Source organism: Streptococcus oralis (genome assembly GCF_002386345.1).
Lineage (GTDB): Bacteria > Bacillota > Bacilli > Lactobacillales > Streptococcaceae > Streptococcus > Streptococcus oralis_S.
In genome coordinates this window covers 179,413-197,442 of record NZ_CP023507.1, presented here as the reverse complement: position 1 = coordinate 197,442, position 18,030 = coordinate 179,413, and the positions used below count along the sequence as shown (strand labels likewise).

The following is an 18,030-nucleotide window of genomic DNA, read 5'->3' as shown; positions in this document are numbered from 1 at the left end:
TTTTATAGGAGAAGGATAGTGGGAAGGTAAATTGGTTTTTACTCAGTTTTCCAATAAAAGAGAGGGGCAGATATTATTTCAGGAATTTTTCTTTCTTTTTACATTAAATTGTTAGAAAATTTATTGAAAGATTAAAGAAATCATGTTACATTTATATCCGCAGGTATCTTTCGATACCAAATCTACACGAAAGGACGGGGTATGAAACTCTCTCATATTTTAACAGGCTTACTTCTACTCCTAGTCTTTCTCTCCATTAGCATTGGAACCAGTGATTTTTCTTGGGAAAAATTCTTTGCTTTTGACCAACAGACCTGGCTTCTCTTTCAAGAGTCGCGTCTTCCAAGAACCATCAGTATTCTCCTTGCAGCCTCCAGTATGAGCATGGCAGGACTACTCATGCAGACCATTACTCAAAATCAATTCGCTGCTCCAAGTACAGTCGGAACCACAGAAGCCGCTAAACTGGGAATGGTGTTAAGCCTCTTTGTCTTTCCGTCTGCGAGTCTGACCCAAAAGATGCTCTTTGCTTTTGGCTCATCCATTTTATTTACCCTCTTCTTCCTGGCCTTTATGACTATTTTTTCTATAAAGGAAAGGTGGATGCTGCCCTTGATCGGGATCATCTATAGTGGGATTATCGGTTCTGTCACAGAAGTTATCGCCTATCGTTTCAATCTGGTTCAGAGTATGACTGCTTGGACCCAGGGCTCCTTCTCCATGATTCAGACCCATCAGTATGAGTGGCTCTTCTTAGGCCTCATTATCCTGATAGCCGTTTGGAAATTATCCCAAACCTTCACCATCATGAATCTGGGCAAGGAAACCAGTGAAAGTTTGGGGATTTCTTACTCTCTACTTGAAAAACTGGCCCTTTTTCTGGTGGCGCTAACGACAAGTGTCACCATGATTACCGTGGGTGCCTTGCCTTTTCTCGGAGTCATCGTTCCCAATCTTATCCGCAAGCGCTATGGAGATAATTTGAGTCAAACCAAACTCATGGTCGCTCTGGTCGGTGCTAATCTAGTTCTGGCCTGTGACATCCTCTCTCGAGTCTTGATTCGGCCCTATGAGCTGTCTGTCAGTCTCCTACTAGGAATCATTGGTAGTCTCGTCTTTATCCTACTTCTATGGAGAGGGGGACAAAAGGATGCAGTTTAAAAGCAAACATACCAAACTCTTCTGCCTTCTCATTATTCTGGCCATCGGAGCTTGCCTCCTCTACTTTTGGCCCATCACTCAGCTGTCTGCCTTTGCCTGGAAGCTACGTTCCCAAAAAATCATCGTTTATCTCTTGGTAGCTATCGCGACAGGGATTTCGACCATTAGTTTTCAAACCCTGACGGAAAATCGCTTTCTGACGCCAAGTATTTTGGGAATCGAATCCTTCTATGTCTTGCTACAGACCCTGCTACTGATATTTGAAAGCAAATTTCTACAGCTTGGGAAGTCGCCTGTCTTAGAATTTCTAATCTTGCTTCTGCTTCAATCCCTCTTCTTTCTCGCCTTACAAGGTTACTTGAAGACGCTGATGAAGCAAAATTTGGTTTTCATTCTGCTAATCTGCCTAGCCCTCGGAAGTCTCTTTCGAAATATCAGTACCTTCCTCCAAGTCCTGATGGATCCAAATGAATACGATAAACTTCAGAACAGTCTCTTTGCTTCCTTTCAACATCTCAACACTTCCATCCTAGCCATCGGTTCTCTAATCATCCTCGCCTTGACAATCTTTTTCTTTCGAAAAGCAGTCGTTCTGGATGTCTTGCACCTGCAAAGAGAAACGGCTCAGATACTGGGACTCAATGTTGAAAAAGAACAGAGAGAACTCCTCTGGGGTATCGTGCTTTTGACCTCAACAGCCACTGCCTTGGTAGGGCCTATGGCCTTCTTCGGTTTTATGCTGGCCAATCTTACCTACCTAATCGTCAAAGATTATCGGCACAAGTTGCTCTTTATCGTAGCCATTCTGGTCGGGTTTATCAGTTTGACCCTGGGGCAAGCCCTTATTGAACGAGTCTTTGCGCTGGAAATTCGCATCAGCATGATTATTGAGAGTGTGGGTGGCTTCTTATTCTTTATCTTACTATACAGGAGGGCGCGTCAGTGAAACTGGAAAACATTGACAAATCCATTCAAAAACAGGATATTTTGCAAGACATTTCGCTTGAAGTCAGTCCTCAGAAACTGACGGCCTTTATTGGTCCAAACGGTGCTGGAAAATCAACTCTCCTCTCCATTATGAGCAGACTGACCAAGAAAGATCAGGGAATTCTCAGTATCAAAGGTCGTGAAATCGAGAGTTGGAATTCGCAAGAACTAGCCAAAGAACTCACTATCCTAAAGCAGAAAATCAATTACCAAGCCAAATTGACTGTAGAAGAGCTTGTCAGCTTTGGACGTTTTCCCTACAGCCGTGGTCGACTGAGAGCAGAAGACAGGGAAAAAATCCGAGAAACTCTGGACTATCTGGAACTGACCAACTTAAAAGACCGCTACATCGATAGTCTGTCTGGTGGACAGCTCCAACGTGTCTTTATCGCCATGGTACTAGCTCAGGATACAGACTTTATCTTGCTAGACGAACCGCTCAATAATCTCGATATCAAGCAAAGTGTCAGCATGATGCAGATCCTTCGGCGACTGGTGGAGGAACTTGGCAAAACCATTATCATCGTCCTCCACGATATCAACATGGCTAGCCAATATGCGGATGAAATTGTTGCCTTCAAGGACGGTCAAGTCTTTTGCAAGGGAACGACTGCTCAAATCATGCAAGCCGAACTGCTCAGTCAACTTTATGAGATTCCCATCACGCTGGCTGATATCAATGGCAAAAAGATCTGTATCTATAGCTAGCTATTCTGAACTCATGTTAGAAAAGCCTCTGTCTCTTAGCTAACAAGCCTATCTAAGAGCCCCCCTACATCGTTATCACATTTTAAAAAGGAGAAATCATGAAAACATCCCTTAAACTTTATCTCACTGCCCTAGCTGCCAGCTTCTTGCTCTTACTTGGTGCATGTAGTACAAATACAAACTCAAGCACTAGCCAGACAGAGACAAGTAGCTCTGCTCCAACAGAGATAACTATTAAAAGTTCACTAGATGAGGTCAAACTTTCAAAGGTTCCTGAAAAGATTGTGACTTTTGACCTCGGTGCTGCGGATACTATTCGCGCTTTAGGTTTTGAAAAGAATATCGTCGGAATGCCTACAAAAACTGTTCCGACTTACCTAAAAGATCTTGCAGGAAATGTCAACAATGTGGGTTCCATGGTTGAGCCAGACCTAGAAGCCATCGCTGCTCTTGAACCAGACCTAATTATCGCTTCACCACGTACCCAAAAATTCGTAGACAAGTTCAAAGAAATCGCTCCAACAGTCCTCTTCCAAGCAAGCAAGGACGACTACTGGACTTCTACCAAGGCCAACATCGAATCCCTAGCAAGCGCCTTTGGTGAAACTGGTACACAGAAAGCAAAGGAAGAATTAGCCAACCTAGACAAGAGCATTCAGGAAGTCGCTACTAAAAACGAAAGTTCTGATAAAAAAGCCCTTGCTATCCTCCTCAATGAAGGAAAAATGGCTGCCTTTGGTGCCCAATCTCGTTTCTCTTTCTTGTATCAAACCTTGAAATTCAAACCAACTGATACTCAATTTGAAGACTCTCGCCACGGACAGGAAGTCAGCTTTGAAAGTGTCAAAGAAATTAATCCTGACATCCTCTTTGTCATCAACCGTACCCTTGCCATCGGCGGGGACAACTCTAGCAACGATGGCGTCCTAGAAAATGCCCTCATCGCTGAAACTCCTGCTGCTAAAAATGGAAAAATTATCCAACTAACACCAGACCTCTGGTATCTAAGCGGAGGCGGTCTTGAATCAACCAAACTCATGATTGAAGACGCACAAAAAGCTTTGAAATAAACAAGAAAACCCAACATCAGGTGATGTTGGGTTATTTTTTTTCTTGATTTCGTCTGAGAGAAAAGTGGTCTGGGACAGGATCTTTTCCTATTTTCGACCAAGGATGACAACGCAAAATCCGAGCCAAGCCCATCAGAACACCCTTGAAGCCATGTTTTTCAATAGCCTGAATCATGTAGTTGGAACAAGTCGGCTCAAAGCGACAAGAGGGTGGAAAGGCCGGTGAGATAAAACGTTGGTAAAAGCGTACTGGCGCTATTAAGATTCGTTTCATTATTTCTTGGTTACAGCCATGGTGTGTAGTTGGCTGATTTCTTTTTTATTAAGACGACGGGCTTCTCCTGGACGGAGACCAGTTAAGTCTAGATGTCCAAAACGTGTTCGAGACAACTTATCCACTTGAAGACCGACGGCTTCAAACATCTTTTTAACCTGATGGTTACGCCCTTCATGGATAGTCAACTGTACCACAGAGCGGTTTTTGACTGGATCCACTTTGAGAATCTCATAGACAGCTGGCTTGGTTTTCTTACCATCAATCTCAAGACCACGGGTCAAGGGGCGGAGATTTTCTTTGTTGGCCACACCTTTAACACGCGCGACATAGACCTTGTCAATCTCATTACGGGGGTGAATCATTTCATCCGTAAAGTCCCCATCATTGGTCAAAATCAAGACACCTGATGTATCCCAGTCCAAACGTCCCACAGGGTAAATGCGTTCTTTAACATTAGGCAAGAGATCCACAACAGTCTTGCGGCCCTTGTCATCTGTCACACTGGAAATCACTCCACGTGGTTTATTAAGCAGATAGTAAACCTTTTCTTCGTTGTAGATGGGCTGACCTTCCACTTCGACCTTGTCACCAGACTTGATGGTGGTTGCGAGTTCACGCACTACCTGTCCGTTGACCGTTACCAATCCTTGCTTGACCAGCTCTTCTGCTTTTCTCCTACTGGCCACACCTGCGTGGGCAATATATTTATTGATTCTCATCTTCTTCTATCCTTTCACCAAATAATTGGCTTTCTTGGGCTTGAATCTCAAGCTCATCAATCACTGGCAGTTCTTCCAAATGGTTAATTCCCATGTAATCTAGGAAATAATCCGTTGTTACATAGAGGTTGGGGCGGCCCAACACTTCTTTTTTCCCATCTTCTCGTATCAAGTCAAAAGCCTGCAACTTTGCCAAAGCCCCACTCGAATTGACCCCACGAATAGCATCAATCTCAATTCGGGTAATCGGCTGCTTGTAGGCAATGATGGACAAGGTCTCAAGGGCAGCTCGAGACAAGCTCTGGTTGATAGGTGCCTTAGAGTATTCCTTCAAAACCTCTGAAAACTGAGGCTTGGTCACCAATCTGTAAGCCGTCCCTGTCTCAATCAGAGCCAAACTGGAATCAGTGTCCTTTTCATACTTCTGGACTAATTTTTCTAAACTCTGCTGGATGCCTGTCGGAGGAAGCGATAGGAGTTCAGCCAACTGACGGACTCGAATCCCATCTTCACCTGCTACAAACAAGAGCGCTTCTATTTCTGCTAAAGTACTCATCTTTCCTCTCTATCAAGTCTAGCTTTGTGCCTCTTGACTTTCTTCCTTCTTTTCCATGAGATAGATATCTCCGAAACTCTCCTCTTGCACGAGGATCAGTTCCTGGGTTTTGATTAACTCTAGGGTCGCCAAAAAGAGGGTAATAACCTCTTGAACATTCTGAGCTTCCTTGAACAAATCCTGCAAACGCAACTGGTCTCGTCCAGTCAAGGACTCTTTTACGATGACCATCATGTCCTCAATCTTATACTCATCCCGCAAGATAGTCGTGTGATTCTGTGCGAATTCCTCTTTTTTCTTGACTAGGATATTTGAAAAAGCCAAAAAGAGGTCAATGGTCGTCTTGTCATGCACAAGCTCCGCATCCTCGTAAATCAACTCTGTTGGCGCTTTGGAATAGTACTGGGCTCGATCTTGGTGCCTAGCCTCCAAGTGCTCACCCAAGAGCTTGAACTTGCGGTATTCTTCGATTTGAGAGAGAAGATCCTGCTCTAGGTCATCCTCCAAGTCTGTCACTTCTGCTACCTTTGGAAGAAGCTTGCGACTCTTGATCAGCATGAGCTGACTAGCCATGACCATATACTCGCCCGTTACTTCCAGACGCATGGCCTGCAAAGTTGAGACATAGGCTAGATACTGTTCGATGACTTCTGTAATGGGCACATCGTAGATATCCATCTGGTACTTAGAAACCAGGTGCAAAAGCAAGTCCAGCGGCCCTTCAAAATCTTTTAATTTAATATCCATTATCTATATTTTTCTAAGGTCAAGACTGTTTTTAATCCTAGTTTTTTTGCAATTTCGTACAAATCGACCTTGTTTTCTATTTGTCTTAGAATGAACTGTTCCCGCAAGGCTTGGGCTGATAAGGTTGGGAAACCTTTCTCCTTGACAAAGGACTCCAGCTGACGAAAGGCCCACTGACGAGAATAGGCTTTCCCTGCCCTTTCAAAGAGATAGGTCTGCCCCATCAAGGGTTCTAGCTCTGGAATCAAGGTAGTGGGAATGCTAACAATCCTCTGTTGGGAAACCTTGTTAATTCGCAACACCTGAAAATCCAGATTGATATCTGCAACCTTAAGGGATAAAATCTCGCTTGGCAAGAGTCCCATTTCTAGGATTAAGAGCGCTAGCAAGCGTCCCTCTGGATAGTCACTTTCCTGCCAAAAAGACTCTAGGTCTAACAGTTCTGGCTTTTCGGTCTTCTTTTCAGCTTGTTTGGTTAATTCCAGACGGTAAAAACTGTCCACTTCTCCTTTTCGATAGAGAAAGTAGAGAAATTGGTTACAGGCCGAAAGTTTTCGCTTCTGGGCGCTGATTTTTAGGTTGGCTAGTTGGGCTTGGTAAATCTTGAGACTAGTCTCAGAGATTCGCTCACCTACAATGTCTAAAAATTGCTCCAGATCATACTTATAGGACTGCTTGGAATTGGCAGACAAACCCTGCTTTCCCTCTAAAAAGTCTGAAATCCTATCTCTCATTTGCATCGAATCTCATATTCCTTACTAAAGTCATGCAAGAGAGCATTGACGGCCTTGAGGATAGACTTTCGCGTGATGATTCCTTGAAAAATCCCTTCATCATCTACTACTGGCAAGAAGGGTTCATCCACCAGTTTATGGAGGACTTCAGTGATGTTATAGTCTGGAGCTACTACCGCTACATCCGTCTTGGTCATATTGACGATATCTGTCGTTGCCATCTGCTCATCTGTCAAACCTTGCTCCATTTGATAAGCCAAAATGTCTCTCAGACCAATGGTTCCGACAAAGCGTTTGTCAAAGGTCACAACAGGGATACGGGTATAGGTGATTTGGCTCAGCACTAAAATCGCATGGTCAGCATTGTGGGTATCAATCAAAGCTGCTAGATTCTCAGCAGGGGTAAGAAAAGTCTCTTCCTGCTCCAATAAAAATGCTTCAAATTCCTTGGCAATCATCGAGCAAACTCCTTGGACAAGCCTGGATAAACCTCATGGTCACGTGTCAAAAAGTCTACTTTGAAATAGCTGTCATCAATCTCCACACGCGCATAGAGACATTCTCTGATAGTCCCTCGTGGTTGGCTAATGGAGCCTGGATTGAGAAAGAGTGTCTTTCCTTCCATCCAAGCATTTGGCACATGCAAGTGACCATAGAGACAGATGTCGGCATCTTCTTCCTGAGCCCAGTAGTCCAACTTTTGAAAGTTGAAATTGATATCAAATAAGTGTCCATGAGTCTGGATGATCTTGGTCGGACCAAGTTGGGTTACCAAACGTTCTGGGTAGCCAGCATAAAAGTCCATGTTGCCTTTGACGACATGGATACCCTCCCAGAGCGGAGAATCGGGACGGAGTTCAGAGTCACCATCGTGAAAAATGGCATCGACTTTCCCCAGATAGCGGTCACGAATTTCTTCCACAATCAAGCTATCGCCATGGGAATCACTCATTACAATGATGGTTTGCTTTGCCATGCTGGAAATACCTCCAAAAGTTTCTTAACGGCTAAGGCGCGGTGAGATTGGCTATTTTTTTCTTCAAGGGTTAATTCAGCCGCTGACTTGCCTGTCTCTCCCACAAGGAAGAGGGGATCATAACCAAAGCCATTTTCACCCTTGGGTTCAAAGTTAATGTAACCCGGCCAGTCAGCTTCGACAACCAAGCTTTCCTTGTTTGGACTAGCTACAACCAGGGTCGTGTGGAATTGAGCCGAACGGTCCTTAAGGTCAAAGACCATGGCCAATTCGTGCAAGAGCTTGGCATTATTTTCACGATCAGTCGCTCCCACTCCTGCAAAACGGGCTGACCAGACACCTGGCAAGCCACCTAGGACATCGACTTTGAGACCTGAGTCATCTGCTAGAACTATCTTACCTGTTAATTGGGAAATGGTTTCTGCCTTAAGTCGAGCATTTTCTTCAAAAGTCATGCCTGTTTCTGCTACTTCAGGCAGGTCAGGATAGTCATTAAGATTTTCCACATCATAGCCTAGCTTGTCAAAGATAGCTCGGAATTCCTTGGTCTTGCCCTCGTTACGAGTCGCAATCAACAAGGTTTCTCTAACTTTACTAGTTTCAAAGAAGGCATGAACATTGACCCCTTCTTTAGGCAATTCTACATGCAGGAGTTGCCCATTTTCAACCAAGAGTAGGGCTCCCTGACGTTGGATGACTTCCAAGTTACGTCCTGCTTCCGCATTTAAAATCTCAACGATAAAGGAGAGCAGACGGTAGTTAGAAGACCAGCGCATCACCGTTATCGTAATTGGAAAGCCATTTTCCTCATCACGAAAAATCCGCGCCAAATCCATAAAATCAAGCTCGATAGGATCTTTGATAAGGCTATAGATGCCTCCATAGACATCCCAGACACCGACATACCAGTCCTGGTCATCCTTGTATTCATAAATTTTGTTTGTCATAAAGTTACATGCTCCACATGAATCTCTTTTTCCAGCCATTCTGCTCCAATTTGAGCAAAACTTTGGCTGCTGGCTGTTGTGTAAAAACGGTGCTGAAGAGGTCCTGCATCTCGGCTACGATTGATTTCAAAATAGTTAAGCAAAACCGAGATATCCCGTACACACTCTGCCCCACTATCGATGAGCTGAACCTTTGGTCCCATGACATTTTGGATGATAGGGCGAAGGAGTGGGTAATGGGTACAACCCAAAATCAGGCTATCCACCTTTCCAACCAAGGGACGCAGGGTTTCATAGACCACTTTCTTGGTGACACTGGTCGACAGGGCACCAGACTCCACCAAGGGGGCAAACTTGGGACAGGCCAAACTCTCCACCTGTAAATCCGGATCCAGATCATGGATTTTCTGACGATAGATGTCTGATTGGACCGTCATGGGAGTTCCAATCACCCCGATTTTCCCGCCTTGACTGGACTTAATAGCTGCCGAAGCTCCTGGCAAAATCACACCTAGAACGGGAATGTCTAGTTGGGCCTTGATTTCTTCCCAGACGACCGCAGTCGCAGTGTTACAAGCAATGACAATCATTTTGACATCCTTGGTCAAGAGAAAGTTGACCAACTGCCAAGTATATTCACGAATTTGCTCAGCAGGACGGGGACCATAGGGCGCCCGTGCCGAATCTCCAATATAGACGATTTCTTCATGGGGAAGCTGGCGCATGAGCTCACGAACAACCGTCAAGCCCCCGACACCTGAATCCAAAAAACCAATTGGTCGATTATCCATACAGTCTTCTTTCTAGTCTATTTTCTGATTGATAGTTCATTATGATTCCTTGTCCTGAAGGAACTAACCGACAGCTTGATAGAATGGCAACTGCCTCTCTCTTAATCATAATCAAATATCAATAGAATGCAAGGAAAAAGTCTTATACTTGAGAACTATTGAACATAGTGAGAAGTCTGGAACTTTCATCCCAGACTTTTCCTATTTATTTCTTTTTGTTCTTAGCAAGGGCTGCTTTTTGTTGGCGGATGATTTGGTGGTAAACTTGTTGTACCTTGGCTTCGCTTGGTTTTTGACCATTTGCACTCAAGAGAGCACGAACTGCGTCAGCGTTCAAACGGGGGTTGTCAGCATATTTTTTTTCGATTTGCTTACGAGCCAAGTAAATGCCTCCAAGAGCTCCCCCTAGAAAAGCTAGCACAATCAAGACAATTGCTAAAAGTAAATCCATTCTTTTTCTCCTGTTTCTTTTTGAGTCTTCTATATTATACCACAAAGTGACTTTCCTGACTAGTTTAGATTCCCTGTTGATATTAGTTATTTTTCCACCCTGTGTTTTGAAGAAAGCTTCTATTTTACGCGATTTGCTAATGCTATCATCTTATAAAAATAGACAAACACAAAGCTGTGTTTGTCTATCATCCGAAACAGTTATAGGAGATACCGTCTCTTTACTGTCTATCTTTCTTTTCCCAGATTAACAATCTGAAACTAGTGTAAATCAGAACGATTCCGCTCAGCTGAATCCATAAGGAAATTCTTGAACCTGTGCTAGGAAGATGACCTGCATTAGAAATCATTGATAACTCCTTCGTGCTCTTCTCTGTTGATATCTGTTTAATATCTTGCACTTGTTTTGGAGTGTCTAAAAGAATTTGAGAACTTTTTGGAGTAGGTGGCTCGGAATTTGTCTGAAGTCGTTGATCCTGTTTAGCAAGATTCCTATCCGTCTGATCTAGAATTTCTCTATAGTAATCATCCGCCTGCTGCTTTTCTTGCATTTTCAGTTTAGTCACTAAACGGTTGTAGTTCACTTGAGTAGCAGCTTGTGCCGTTTGCAAGTTGCTCAACTGCTCAATTGCCGCAAGTTGCGCTGCTTCCTTGGCTTTCACCTTTTGTTCAGCTGCTTCTAGCACCTCTTCAGCTTTGGAAAGTTGTTCTTCAGCTTGAACCAAATTCGACACTTTACTCTTTGCTTCCATCACTGCTGTTTGAGCTTTGACGAGTTGTTCCTGAGCAGTATCCCTTTTTTCAATAGCATCAGCAAGCGTACTAGTAGCATCTTTAAGCAAAGCTTCTTCTTTGGAAACATCTGCTTGTGCAGCAGTCAAGTTCTTTTGTGCAATAGAAAGGGCATCCCTAGCTTTTGATAAAGCCTTCACTTTATCATCCTTTTCCCTTTCAACGTTATTAGCAGTTGTTTGTGCTAACCTCAAGGCCTCTTTATCAGTTTCTAACTGATTTTTAGCTTCTTCTAAAGCTTGTTTAGCTTGTTCAAGCCCAAGAGGTGTTTGCGCTGCTTCATCAAAGGCTGTTTGAGCTTGAGTGGCTACTAACTGAGCTTGTTCAAAAACTGTTTTTGCATTTTCCTTATCAGCTTGAGCTTGATTATTTGCAGCCTGAGCTACATCAAAGGCTGTCTGAGCTTGTTCAAGCTTTTCTTGATTTGCTTCCCCAGATTTTCCACCAATTGGCGTCGCGTCAAAATTGTTTTTACTAGCATATTTCACCTGATCTTCCGAAACCATCGTGAAATGAGATACTGTAATATCGTTCTCCATTGAGAAATCAACGCCTAGATAATTCTTTTGACCTCCTGTATTCAAACCAGAAATAGATTTAGCATGCACCCACTCATAGCCATTATACATGAATTCAACTAATGAAAAATAAATATCACGTTTCATATCTGCAACACTCATTTGAGAAGTGTTTGCCTTCCAGATATATGCATTTTCGTAATATTGAATCCCTTCTTGTTCTTGTTCAGAACTAGTTGTAACCAGTCCATACTCACGCGCAACTCGGTTAATACCCCATGCGTCATGATGGTAACGATTCATCAAATCCCAAGACCAATTATCATTTTTATATTCACGAGCTACTTTATCCGCAAATTCAAGTGCTGAAGGAGTAACAACTACCTCGCCCGTCCCCATTTGCGAACGAATTTGGTTAATCAATTCTGCTGTAAACTGAGATATTTCCAAACGGACATCATAAGGAATATTATTTGTATCTATCAGCGTTTTACTATCATTTGGGTCTGCTACATAATTGTTAAAAGATTTAGCCTTATCATTTACAGCTGTCAAGGTAGCTTCAATCTGACTAATCTGTGACTGCGGAGTATTTGGATCTGCCAACTGTTTTAAAGCAGCAATATATTCTGGAGTCATATAGAACGTATTCTTAGTATTAGATGTAACTGGAGCACCTGTATTCTTAGCTGCACTCAATGTAGCTTTTGCTGTTTCAAGTGCTGACTGTGTCTTTTCTGCTTTTGCACTAGCATCATCAAATGCTTGCTTACTTGTTAATACTGCATCATCAGCCTTACTCTTATTAGCAGTTGCTTCAGCTAATTTCTTCTGACGTTCTTCATCTGATTGATTGGCCTTTTCTACACCTTGTTGAGCTTTATCAACCGCGGTTTGACTGGCAGCGACTTTCGTTTTTGCTTGTTCAAGGTTTGTATCCGCGTCAGATGTTGACTCTGTCAATGTTGACTGTGCAACATCAACATCTTGTTGAGCTTGGGTTGCTTTTTCAGCTTCCCCTTTTTCCTTCTCTTTTGCAGTGGCTAAGGATTGAGCTTGATGATCCACTTGCGACTGTGCTTCTTCAAGCTCAGTCTTGCTACTTGCCAGATTGGCTTCTGCTTTTTTTTCTTCATCCAACTTGGTCGCTAGGTCTGATTGCGCTTCTTTTAATGCAGTAGGCGCAGATTCTACAGCCTCTTTTGCTACATCAACACTCTGCTGAGCTATCTTCAGTTCATCTTTGGCTGTAGCTGTGGATTGTCTAGCCTCCTCTACATTCCTTTGAGCTTCCGACACTACTCGATTTACACGATCAAAGTCTGCTTTTGCTGCATCTACTTCACCTTGTGTAACGTTAGAAACAGGTGATTGTTTTTCTTCTCTTTGAGAACTCGTGTTCTCTCCTGAAGGCGTTGAGTTTTCACGCACTTGATCCGCTTTAACACCTTTCGTAAAGAAAATCGAAAGAGCAACTGCACTTATTGAAAATGCACTGAGCATTTTTTTAAACATAAAATATTCTCCTTTAATTTTTATCATTAGGAAAAATGACTAAATTATTTTATCATGTTTACCTTTATCAAGAAAGACGTCAAGTATTAAATATAGCGTATTTATTTGAAAATCAAAGAAATTGTCATTAAATTGTCATTTATTTTTTTCTAAAAATCCTCATAAAAACGGGAATCTTTCAAGGAGGACATTTTTATAAATGGTTCTTCTTGACAATCTTTTTACTTTTTTTTACATTTTAAAGACGAGTTTTAAAAAACGGTATATTATTTAATTATTTACTTTTTTAGTTGACAATCATTTTTCTTTATTTGAGTCAGTTAGCTCTATCCTGTTATAAATATTTAATATATACTTCTGCAAAATAAAAAACAAACTTCATCTAGAAGCTTGTTTTTTCTGAACCTTACTCTAAAATCGTTTATTTACTTTTTAAATATAGTGCTAGGCTATGATACGGTTTCAGAAGGATTTTTTCTGATACTTCTACATCTTCATAGTTTGAAATCAGAATCTGTCCATTTTGGTAGACCACTGGCAAGTCGATTTCCACTTCTGTAGCATAAAAGTTATTGAGGACCAGTAACTTTTCATCCTCATACTGACGTTCAAAAGCGTAGACTTGCTTACTGTCTTCAAAGGCTGGTTTGTAGCTTCCTTCTGAAATGATTGGCATTTCTTTACGAAGTCGAATCAAGTTTTGGTAGAAGGTGAAAATTGGGCCTTGGATGTCATTTTCTACGTTGATATCTTTATAGGATTTACCAGTTTTCAACCATGGAGTGCCTGTTGAAAATCCTGCATTTTCTGAAGCATCCCACTGCATGGGAATGCGTGAATTATCTCGTGACTTAGCCTGAATAATCTGGAAGGCTTCTTGCTCACTTTTCCCTTCTTTTAAGAGCGTCTGATAAGCATTGATAGACTCGACATCCACATAGTCAGTCATGGAATCATAGCCTGGGTCAACCATGCCAATTTCCTCACCCATGTAGATATAAGGTGTCCCACGTGACAGGTGAATGCTGGCAGCCAGCATAGTCGCCCCTTCCTTGCGGAAATGTTGAATATCGACAAAACGATTTAAGGCTCGTGGTTGGTCGTGATTGTTCCAGAAAAGAGCGCTCCAGCCGTTTTTGTCACTCATTTCCTTGCCCCAGCTATGGTAAAGACTTTTCAACTCTTCAAAATCAAAGGGAGACAAGGTCCACTTCTGCCCATCCTTGTAGTCCACCTTGAGATGATGGAAATTAAAGGTCATGGATAATTCTTGACGGTCAGGTGACGAATAGAGGACACAGTTTTCCATGGTGGTAGAAGACATTTCTCCAACAGTCATAAAACTATCATCTGATCCAAAAGTGGCTTGGTTCATCATGCGTAAATAGTCATGAACAATAGGCTTGTCTGTGTAAGCTGGCTTCCCTTCATTTTCAGGACAATCCACTAAAACCTCATCCTTACCGATCAAATTGATCACATCAAATCGGAAACCTTTGACTCCCTTGTCTCGCCAGAAATTAACAACCTTGAAAAGCTCCTTGCGGACATTGGGATTGCGCCAGTTAAGGTCAGCCTGGGTCTCATCAAAGAGGTGGAGGTAATATTTTCCCGTATCCCCGAAAGGCGCCCAGGCAGAGCCGCCAAACTTAGACTGCCAATCTGTCGGTTGGTCTTGGATGAAGAAAAAGTCTTGGTAGTACTGGTCGCCAGCTAGGGCTTTCTGAAACCATTCGTGTTCTGTCGAGCAATGATTGAGCACCATGTCCAGCATAAAGTCAATCTTGTGCTCTTTGCCGACACGGACCATCTCCTCAAAATCAGCCATATCACCAAAAAGAGGATCCACTGCCATATAATCTGAAATATCGTAACCATTATCCCGTTGGGGGCTTGGATAGAATGGATTGAGCCAGACCATATCCACTCCCAGTTTGGCTAGATAGGGGATTTTTTCGATAATCCCACGGAAATCCCCAATACCATTTCCAGTGGTGTCTTTGTATGATTTTGGATAGATTTGATAGACTACTTTTCTTTTATCAAGTGCCATCTGTTTCTCCTTTTCTGATAAAAGGGAGGAACTGATGTTCCTTCCCTGTTTGTACTATTTCGATTAGATTCGTGTAGCGACCATGAGAGCTTCCCCAGCTTGGATAGTTGTTGGATAAGTTCCAGTAATAGTCGCTGTATAAGCATCTTGGTTCGTGATGATAACAGGAGTTTCTGTCACGAGACCTGCAGCCTTAATGACATCCATATCAAAACGAATCAATTTCTGACCTACTGTGACGTGGTCTCCTTGGGCTACAAGACTTTCAAAACCTTTGCCATCAAGACCGACTGTATCCATACCGATATGGATGAGCAATTCCACCCCCTCATCAGAGACAATACCGATGGCATGCTTGGTAGGGAAAAGAACCGTCACCGTCCCATTGACTGGAGCAGTCAACTCACCTTGGCTTGGTTCAATGACTAGACCTTGTCCCATGACACCTGATGCAAAAACAGGATCCGTCGCTTGACTCAATTCTTTCACTTGACCAGTAAGGGGGCTGACAATTTCTACTGGGGCAAGGGTTACTGGTTCATGACTGACAAATTCTGCCTCTTCTTGGGCAACGAATTCTGCCTGTAAGGCTGTATCATCCTCTGTCTTTGTAAAGAGGCCTACCTTGCGGAAGAAGAAAGTCAAGAGCATTGGTACAACAATAGCAACTAGCATGGTTCCTGCAAACGGCAGCATGTATTGAGGTTGAATAGAGAGGATACCTGATAAACCTCCGATACCAATAGAAGCCGCAGTTACATTGAATGTAACGGACAACATACCTGCAAGGGCTGAACCAATCATCCCAGCTACAAATGGATAGATGTATTTGACATTGACCCCAAAAAGAGCTGGTTCTGTAACACCGAGATAGGCTGAAATGGTTGCAGGAAGTGAAATCTGAGCCTCACGCTCATCATGACGATGCATGAAATAATAGGCAAATACAGCAGAACCTTGAGCAATATTAGAAAGTGCAATCATTGGCCAGAGGGCAGTTCCACCAGCATCCGCAATCAATTGTGTATCGATGGCATTGGTCATATGGTGCAAACCAGTGATGACAAACGGAGCATAGAGGGCACCAAAAATCGCACCGAAGAGCCATTTAACTGGACCAGTCAAACCTGCCAAGACAATTGCTGAGAGTCCTTGACCAATTGTCCAACCGATTGGTCCCAAGACAGTGTGAGCCAAAATCAAAGCTGGAATTAAAGACAAGAAGGGTACAAAAATCATGGAAATGACTTCTGGTATACGCTTGCGCCAGAAAATTTCAAGATAAGACAGACTCAAACCTGCAAGCAAGGCTGGGATAACTTGAGCCTGATAACCAATACGATTAACAGTAAAGTATCCAAAATTCCATACCCAGTTGGCTGCGATTTCTGATGCAGGTGTTGAAGCTACTGCATAGGCATTGAGCAACTGAGGTGAAACCAAACAGATCCCGAGAACAATTCCCAAGATTTGACTGGTTCCCATCTTACGAGAGACAGACCAGGTAATCCCTACTGGCAAGAACTGGAAGATCGCTTCACCAGGCAACCAGAGGAAGTGATTAACCCCTGCCCAAAACGGAGAGGATTCTGTGATGGTCTTACCATCCAACATAGACCAATGCACACCTTCCAAGACATTACGGAAACCGAGGATCAATCCTCCGACTATCAAGGCTGGAATAATCGGTGTAAAGATTTCTGCTAGAGTGGTCATGATACGTTGAAGCACGTTTTGATTGCTCTTAGCTGCAGATTTGGCTGCTTCTTTGGAAACACCCTCAATGCCTGAAACAGCTGTAAAATCATTATAAAAAATCGGCACGTCATTCCCAATAATCACCTGAAATTGACCCGCGTTGGTAAAGGTCCCTTTGACGGCTGGAATCGACTCGATGACCTTGACATTGGCCTTCTTTTCGTCTCCGAGAACAAAGCGCATCCGTGTCGCACAGTGGGTAACAGCAGTGACATTCTCCTTGCCTCCGATTGCTTGAAGCAGATCTTTGGCTTCTTGTTCAAATTTTCCCATTTGATTCTTCTTATACCTGTCAAAGCAAGCTTGACTTGATAGTTCTATTGTAAACGATACCAAACTTGTATGCAACTTGTTTGCTATAAAAAGAGGATATTTTTGGATATTTTCTAGCACTTGTATGGCAAAATAGATACAAGTGTGTATAGAATAAGATTCAAAACTCATTTAAGGAAGCAATATGAAGAAATACCAACAATTATTTAAGCAAATCCAAAAAACCATTCAAAACGAGACTTACGCTGTCGGAGATTTCCTCCCCAGTGAGCACGAACTCATGGATCAGTATCAGGTGAGCCGTGACACCGTCCGAAAAGCTCTGTCCCTCCTCCAAGAGGAAGGATTGATCAAAAAGATAAGGGGGCAAGGTTCTCAAGTCGTCAAAGAAGAAACGGTAAATTTCCCTGTCTCTAACCTAACCAGCTACCAAGAACTGGTTCAGGAACTTGGGCTGCGCTCGAAAACCAATGTCGTCAGTCTTGACAAGATCATTATCGATAAAAAGTCCTCACTGATAACCGGCTTTCCAGAGTTTCGGATGGTGTGGAAGGTAGTCCGCCAGCGTGTGGTGGATGATTTGGTATCGGTTCTAGATACGGACTATCTGGATATGGAACTGGTCCCAAATCTCACTCGCCAAATCGCTGAGCAGTCTATCTACTCGTATATAGAGGACGACCTCAAACTCCTTATTGATTATGCTCAGAAGGAAATCACCATTGACCACACTAGCGATCGAGACAAGATTCTCATGGATATTGGCAAAGACCCTTATGTCGTTTCAATCAAGTCAAAAGTCTATCTCCAAGACGGGCGCCAGTTCCAATTCACCGAAAGTCGCCATAAATTAGAAAAATTTCACTTTGTTGACTTTGCCAAAAGACATCCGAAATAAACACTTACAGTTGGGGATACTATCAACTGTTTTTTAGTAGTAAATAATCTAGTTGATAGTTGGAAAAGAGGCACTACTTGCTACTTATTCTACTATTTTA

Annotated in this window: 18 protein-coding genes; 5 read left to right on the top strand and 13 right to left on the bottom strand. The window is 42.8% G+C overall.

The window, feature by feature from the left end:
• Window positions 1–201 precede the first annotated feature (201 nt).
• The 4 genes from CO686_RS01020 (at window position 202) to CO686_RS01005 (ending at window position 3,926) form a co-directional block, all read left to right on the top strand.
• Window positions 202–1,161, top strand: a complete 960-nt coding sequence (locus CO686_RS01020; RefSeq protein ID WP_000777210.1) for an ABC transporter permease — start codon at window positions 202–204, stop codon at window positions 1,159–1,161.
• Window positions 1,151–2,107 carry an iron chelate uptake ABC transporter family permease subunit gene (locus CO686_RS01015; protein WP_096753406.1) on the top strand — a complete coding sequence of 319 codons (957 nt, stop codon included), beginning with the start codon at window positions 1,151–1,153 and terminating at the stop codon, window positions 2,105–2,107. Before CO686_RS01020 ends, CO686_RS01015 begins: the two co-directional genes overlap by 11 nt.
• Window positions 2,104–2,856 carry an iron ABC transporter ATP-binding protein gene (locus CO686_RS01010; RefSeq protein ID WP_070536026.1) on the top strand — a complete coding sequence of 251 codons (753 nt, stop codon included), beginning with the start codon at window positions 2,104–2,106 and terminating at the stop codon, window positions 2,854–2,856. Before CO686_RS01015 ends, CO686_RS01010 begins: the two co-directional genes overlap by 4 nt.
• A gap of 98 nt (window positions 2,857–2,954) precedes the next feature.
• Window positions 2,955–3,926: a siderophore ABC transporter substrate-binding protein gene (locus CO686_RS01005; protein WP_045616411.1), complete on the top strand. Its 972-nt coding sequence runs from the start codon at window positions 2,955–2,957 to the stop codon at window positions 3,924–3,926.
• Between the two features lie 31 nt (window positions 3,927–3,957).
• On the opposite strand, the gene yidD is transcribed toward CO686_RS01005, so the two are convergent.
• The 13 genes from yidD to treP form a co-directional block, all read right to left on the bottom strand.
• Entirely contained in the window at window positions 3,958–4,200 is a 243-nt protein-coding gene (gene yidD / locus CO686_RS01000; protein ID WP_045616413.1) for a membrane protein insertion efficiency factor YidD, read from the bottom strand.
• Window positions 4,200–4,922, bottom strand: coding sequence for a pseudouridine synthase (locus CO686_RS00995; protein WP_065371387.1), 723 nt, complete (start codon window positions 4,920–4,922; stop codon window positions 4,200–4,202). The genes yidD and CO686_RS00995 overlap by 1 nt, the downstream gene beginning before the upstream one ends.
• Window positions 4,909–5,478, bottom strand: coding sequence for an SMC-Scp complex subunit ScpB (gene scpB, locus CO686_RS00990; RefSeq protein WP_065371388.1), 570 nt, complete (start codon window positions 5,476–5,478; stop codon window positions 4,909–4,911). Before scpB ends, CO686_RS00995 begins: the two co-directional genes overlap by 14 nt.
• Window positions 5,479–5,496: 18 nt before the next feature.
• Window positions 5,497–6,225: a segregation/condensation protein A gene (locus CO686_RS00985; RefSeq protein WP_096753405.1), complete on the bottom strand. Its 729-nt coding sequence runs from the start codon at window positions 6,223–6,225 to the stop codon at window positions 5,497–5,499.
• Entirely contained in the window at window positions 6,225–6,959 is a 735-nt protein-coding gene (gene xerD / locus CO686_RS00980; protein ID WP_301336036.1) for a site-specific tyrosine recombinase XerD, read from the bottom strand. The genes CO686_RS00985 and xerD overlap by 1 nt, the downstream gene beginning before the upstream one ends.
• Window positions 6,956–7,417: a cyclic-di-AMP-binding protein CbpB gene (cbpB, locus tag CO686_RS00975; protein WP_000560696.1), complete on the bottom strand. Its 462-nt coding sequence runs from the start codon at window positions 7,415–7,417 to the stop codon at window positions 6,956–6,958. Before cbpB ends, xerD begins: the two co-directional genes overlap by 4 nt.
• On the bottom strand, window positions 7,414–7,935 hold the full coding sequence (locus CO686_RS00970; protein WP_001118939.1) for a metallophosphoesterase: 522 nt from the start codon (window positions 7,933–7,935) through the stop codon (window positions 7,414–7,416). Before CO686_RS00970 ends, cbpB begins: the two co-directional genes overlap by 4 nt.
• Entirely contained in the window at window positions 7,911–8,882 is a 972-nt protein-coding gene (locus CO686_RS00965; protein ID WP_070800505.1) for a nucleoside-triphosphate diphosphatase, read from the bottom strand. The genes CO686_RS00970 and CO686_RS00965 overlap by 25 nt, the downstream gene beginning before the upstream one ends.
• Window positions 8,879–9,673 carry a glutamate racemase gene (gene racE / locus CO686_RS00960; protein ID WP_033583381.1) on the bottom strand — a complete coding sequence of 265 codons (795 nt, stop codon included), beginning with the start codon at window positions 9,671–9,673 and terminating at the stop codon, window positions 8,879–8,881. The genes CO686_RS00965 and racE overlap by 4 nt, the downstream gene beginning before the upstream one ends.
• A 205-nt stretch (window positions 9,674–9,878) precedes the next feature.
• Window positions 9,879–10,124: a YneF family protein gene (locus tag CO686_RS00955; RefSeq protein ID WP_000364984.1), complete on the bottom strand. Its 246-nt coding sequence runs from the start codon at window positions 10,122–10,124 to the stop codon at window positions 9,879–9,881.
• A 220-nt stretch (window positions 10,125–10,344) separates the two neighbouring features.
• Complete coding sequence (locus CO686_RS00950; protein WP_049550442.1) at window positions 10,345–12,948, bottom strand: SEC10/PgrA surface exclusion domain-containing protein; 2,604 nt, start codon at window positions 12,946–12,948, stop codon at window positions 10,345–10,347.
• 421 nt (window positions 12,949–13,369) lie between these two features.
• Complete coding sequence (gene treC / locus CO686_RS00945; protein WP_049550443.1) at window positions 13,370–15,001, bottom strand: alpha,alpha-phosphotrehalase; 1,632 nt, start codon at window positions 14,999–15,001, stop codon at window positions 13,370–13,372.
• Window positions 15,002–15,064: 63 nt separating this feature from the next.
• On the bottom strand, window positions 15,065–17,032 hold the full coding sequence (gene treP / locus CO686_RS00940; RefSeq protein WP_049550444.1) for a PTS system trehalose-specific EIIBC component: 1,968 nt from the start codon (window positions 17,030–17,032) through the stop codon (window positions 15,065–15,067).
• A gap of 184 nt (window positions 17,033–17,216) precedes the next feature.
• Here treP and treR point away from each other — a divergent pair, with 184 nt between their 5' ends.
• A complete protein-coding gene (gene treR, locus CO686_RS00935; protein ID WP_049550445.1) occupies window positions 17,217–17,930 on the top strand; it encodes a trehalose operon repressor in 714 nt (237 codons plus the stop codon).
• Window positions 17,931–18,030: the final 100 nt, after the last annotated feature.

Bases quoted from the DNA above. Each gene is read 5' to 3' on its own strand.
- treP (WP_049550444.1), bottom strand. From the start codon at position 17,032: ATGGGAAAATTTGAACAAGAAGCCAAAGATCTGCTTCAAGCAATCGGA.
- CO686_RS00970 (WP_001118939.1), bottom strand. From the start codon at position 7,935: ATGGCAAAGCAAACCATCATTGTAATGAGTGATTCCCATGGCGATAGC.
- CO686_RS00950 (WP_049550442.1), bottom strand. From the start codon at position 12,948: ATGTTTAAAAAAATGCTCAGTGCATTTTCAATAAGTGCAGTTGCTCTT.
- racE (WP_033583381.1), bottom strand. From the start codon at position 9,673: ATGGATAATCGACCAATTGGTTTTTTGGATTCAGGTGTCGGGGGCTTG.
- yidD (WP_045616413.1), bottom strand. From the start codon at position 4,200: ATGAAACGAATCTTAATAGCGCCAGTACGCTTTTACCAACGTTTTATC.
- CO686_RS01015 (WP_096753406.1), top strand. From the start codon at position 1,151: ATGCAGTTTAAAAGCAAACATACCAAACTCTTCTGCCTTCTCATTATT.
- cbpB (WP_000560696.1), bottom strand. From the start codon at position 7,417: ATGATTGCCAAGGAATTTGAAGCATTTTTATTGGAGCAGGAAGAGACT.
- CO686_RS01005 (WP_045616411.1), top strand. From the start codon at position 2,955: ATGAAAACATCCCTTAAACTTTATCTCACTGCCCTAGCTGCCAGCTTC.
- CO686_RS01020 (WP_000777210.1), top strand. From the start codon at position 202: ATGAAACTCTCTCATATTTTAACAGGCTTACTTCTACTCCTAGTCTTT.
- CO686_RS00995 (WP_065371387.1), bottom strand. From the start codon at position 4,922: ATGAGAATCAATAAATATATTGCCCACGCAGGTGTGGCCAGTAGGAGA.
- treC (WP_049550443.1), bottom strand. From the start codon at position 15,001: ATGGCACTTGATAAAAGAAAAGTAGTCTATCAAATCTATCCAAAATCA.
- CO686_RS00985 (WP_096753405.1), bottom strand. From the start codon at position 6,225: ATGGATATTAAATTAAAAGATTTTGAAGGGCCGCTGGACTTGCTTTTG.
- xerD (WP_301336036.1), bottom strand. From the start codon at position 6,959: ATGAGAGATAGGATTTCAGACTTTTTAGAGGGAAAGCAGGGTTTGTCT.
- CO686_RS00965 (WP_070800505.1), bottom strand. From the start codon at position 8,882: ATGACAAACAAAATTTATGAATACAAGGATGACCAGGACTGGTATGTC.
- treR (WP_049550445.1), top strand. From the start codon at position 17,217: ATGAAGAAATACCAACAATTATTTAAGCAAATCCAAAAAACCATTCAA.
- scpB (WP_065371388.1), bottom strand. From the start codon at position 5,478: ATGAGTACTTTAGCAGAAATAGAAGCGCTCTTGTTTGTAGCAGGTGAA.
- CO686_RS00955 (WP_000364984.1), bottom strand. From the start codon at position 10,124: ATGGATTTACTTTTAGCAATTGTCTTGATTGTGCTAGCTTTTCTAGGG.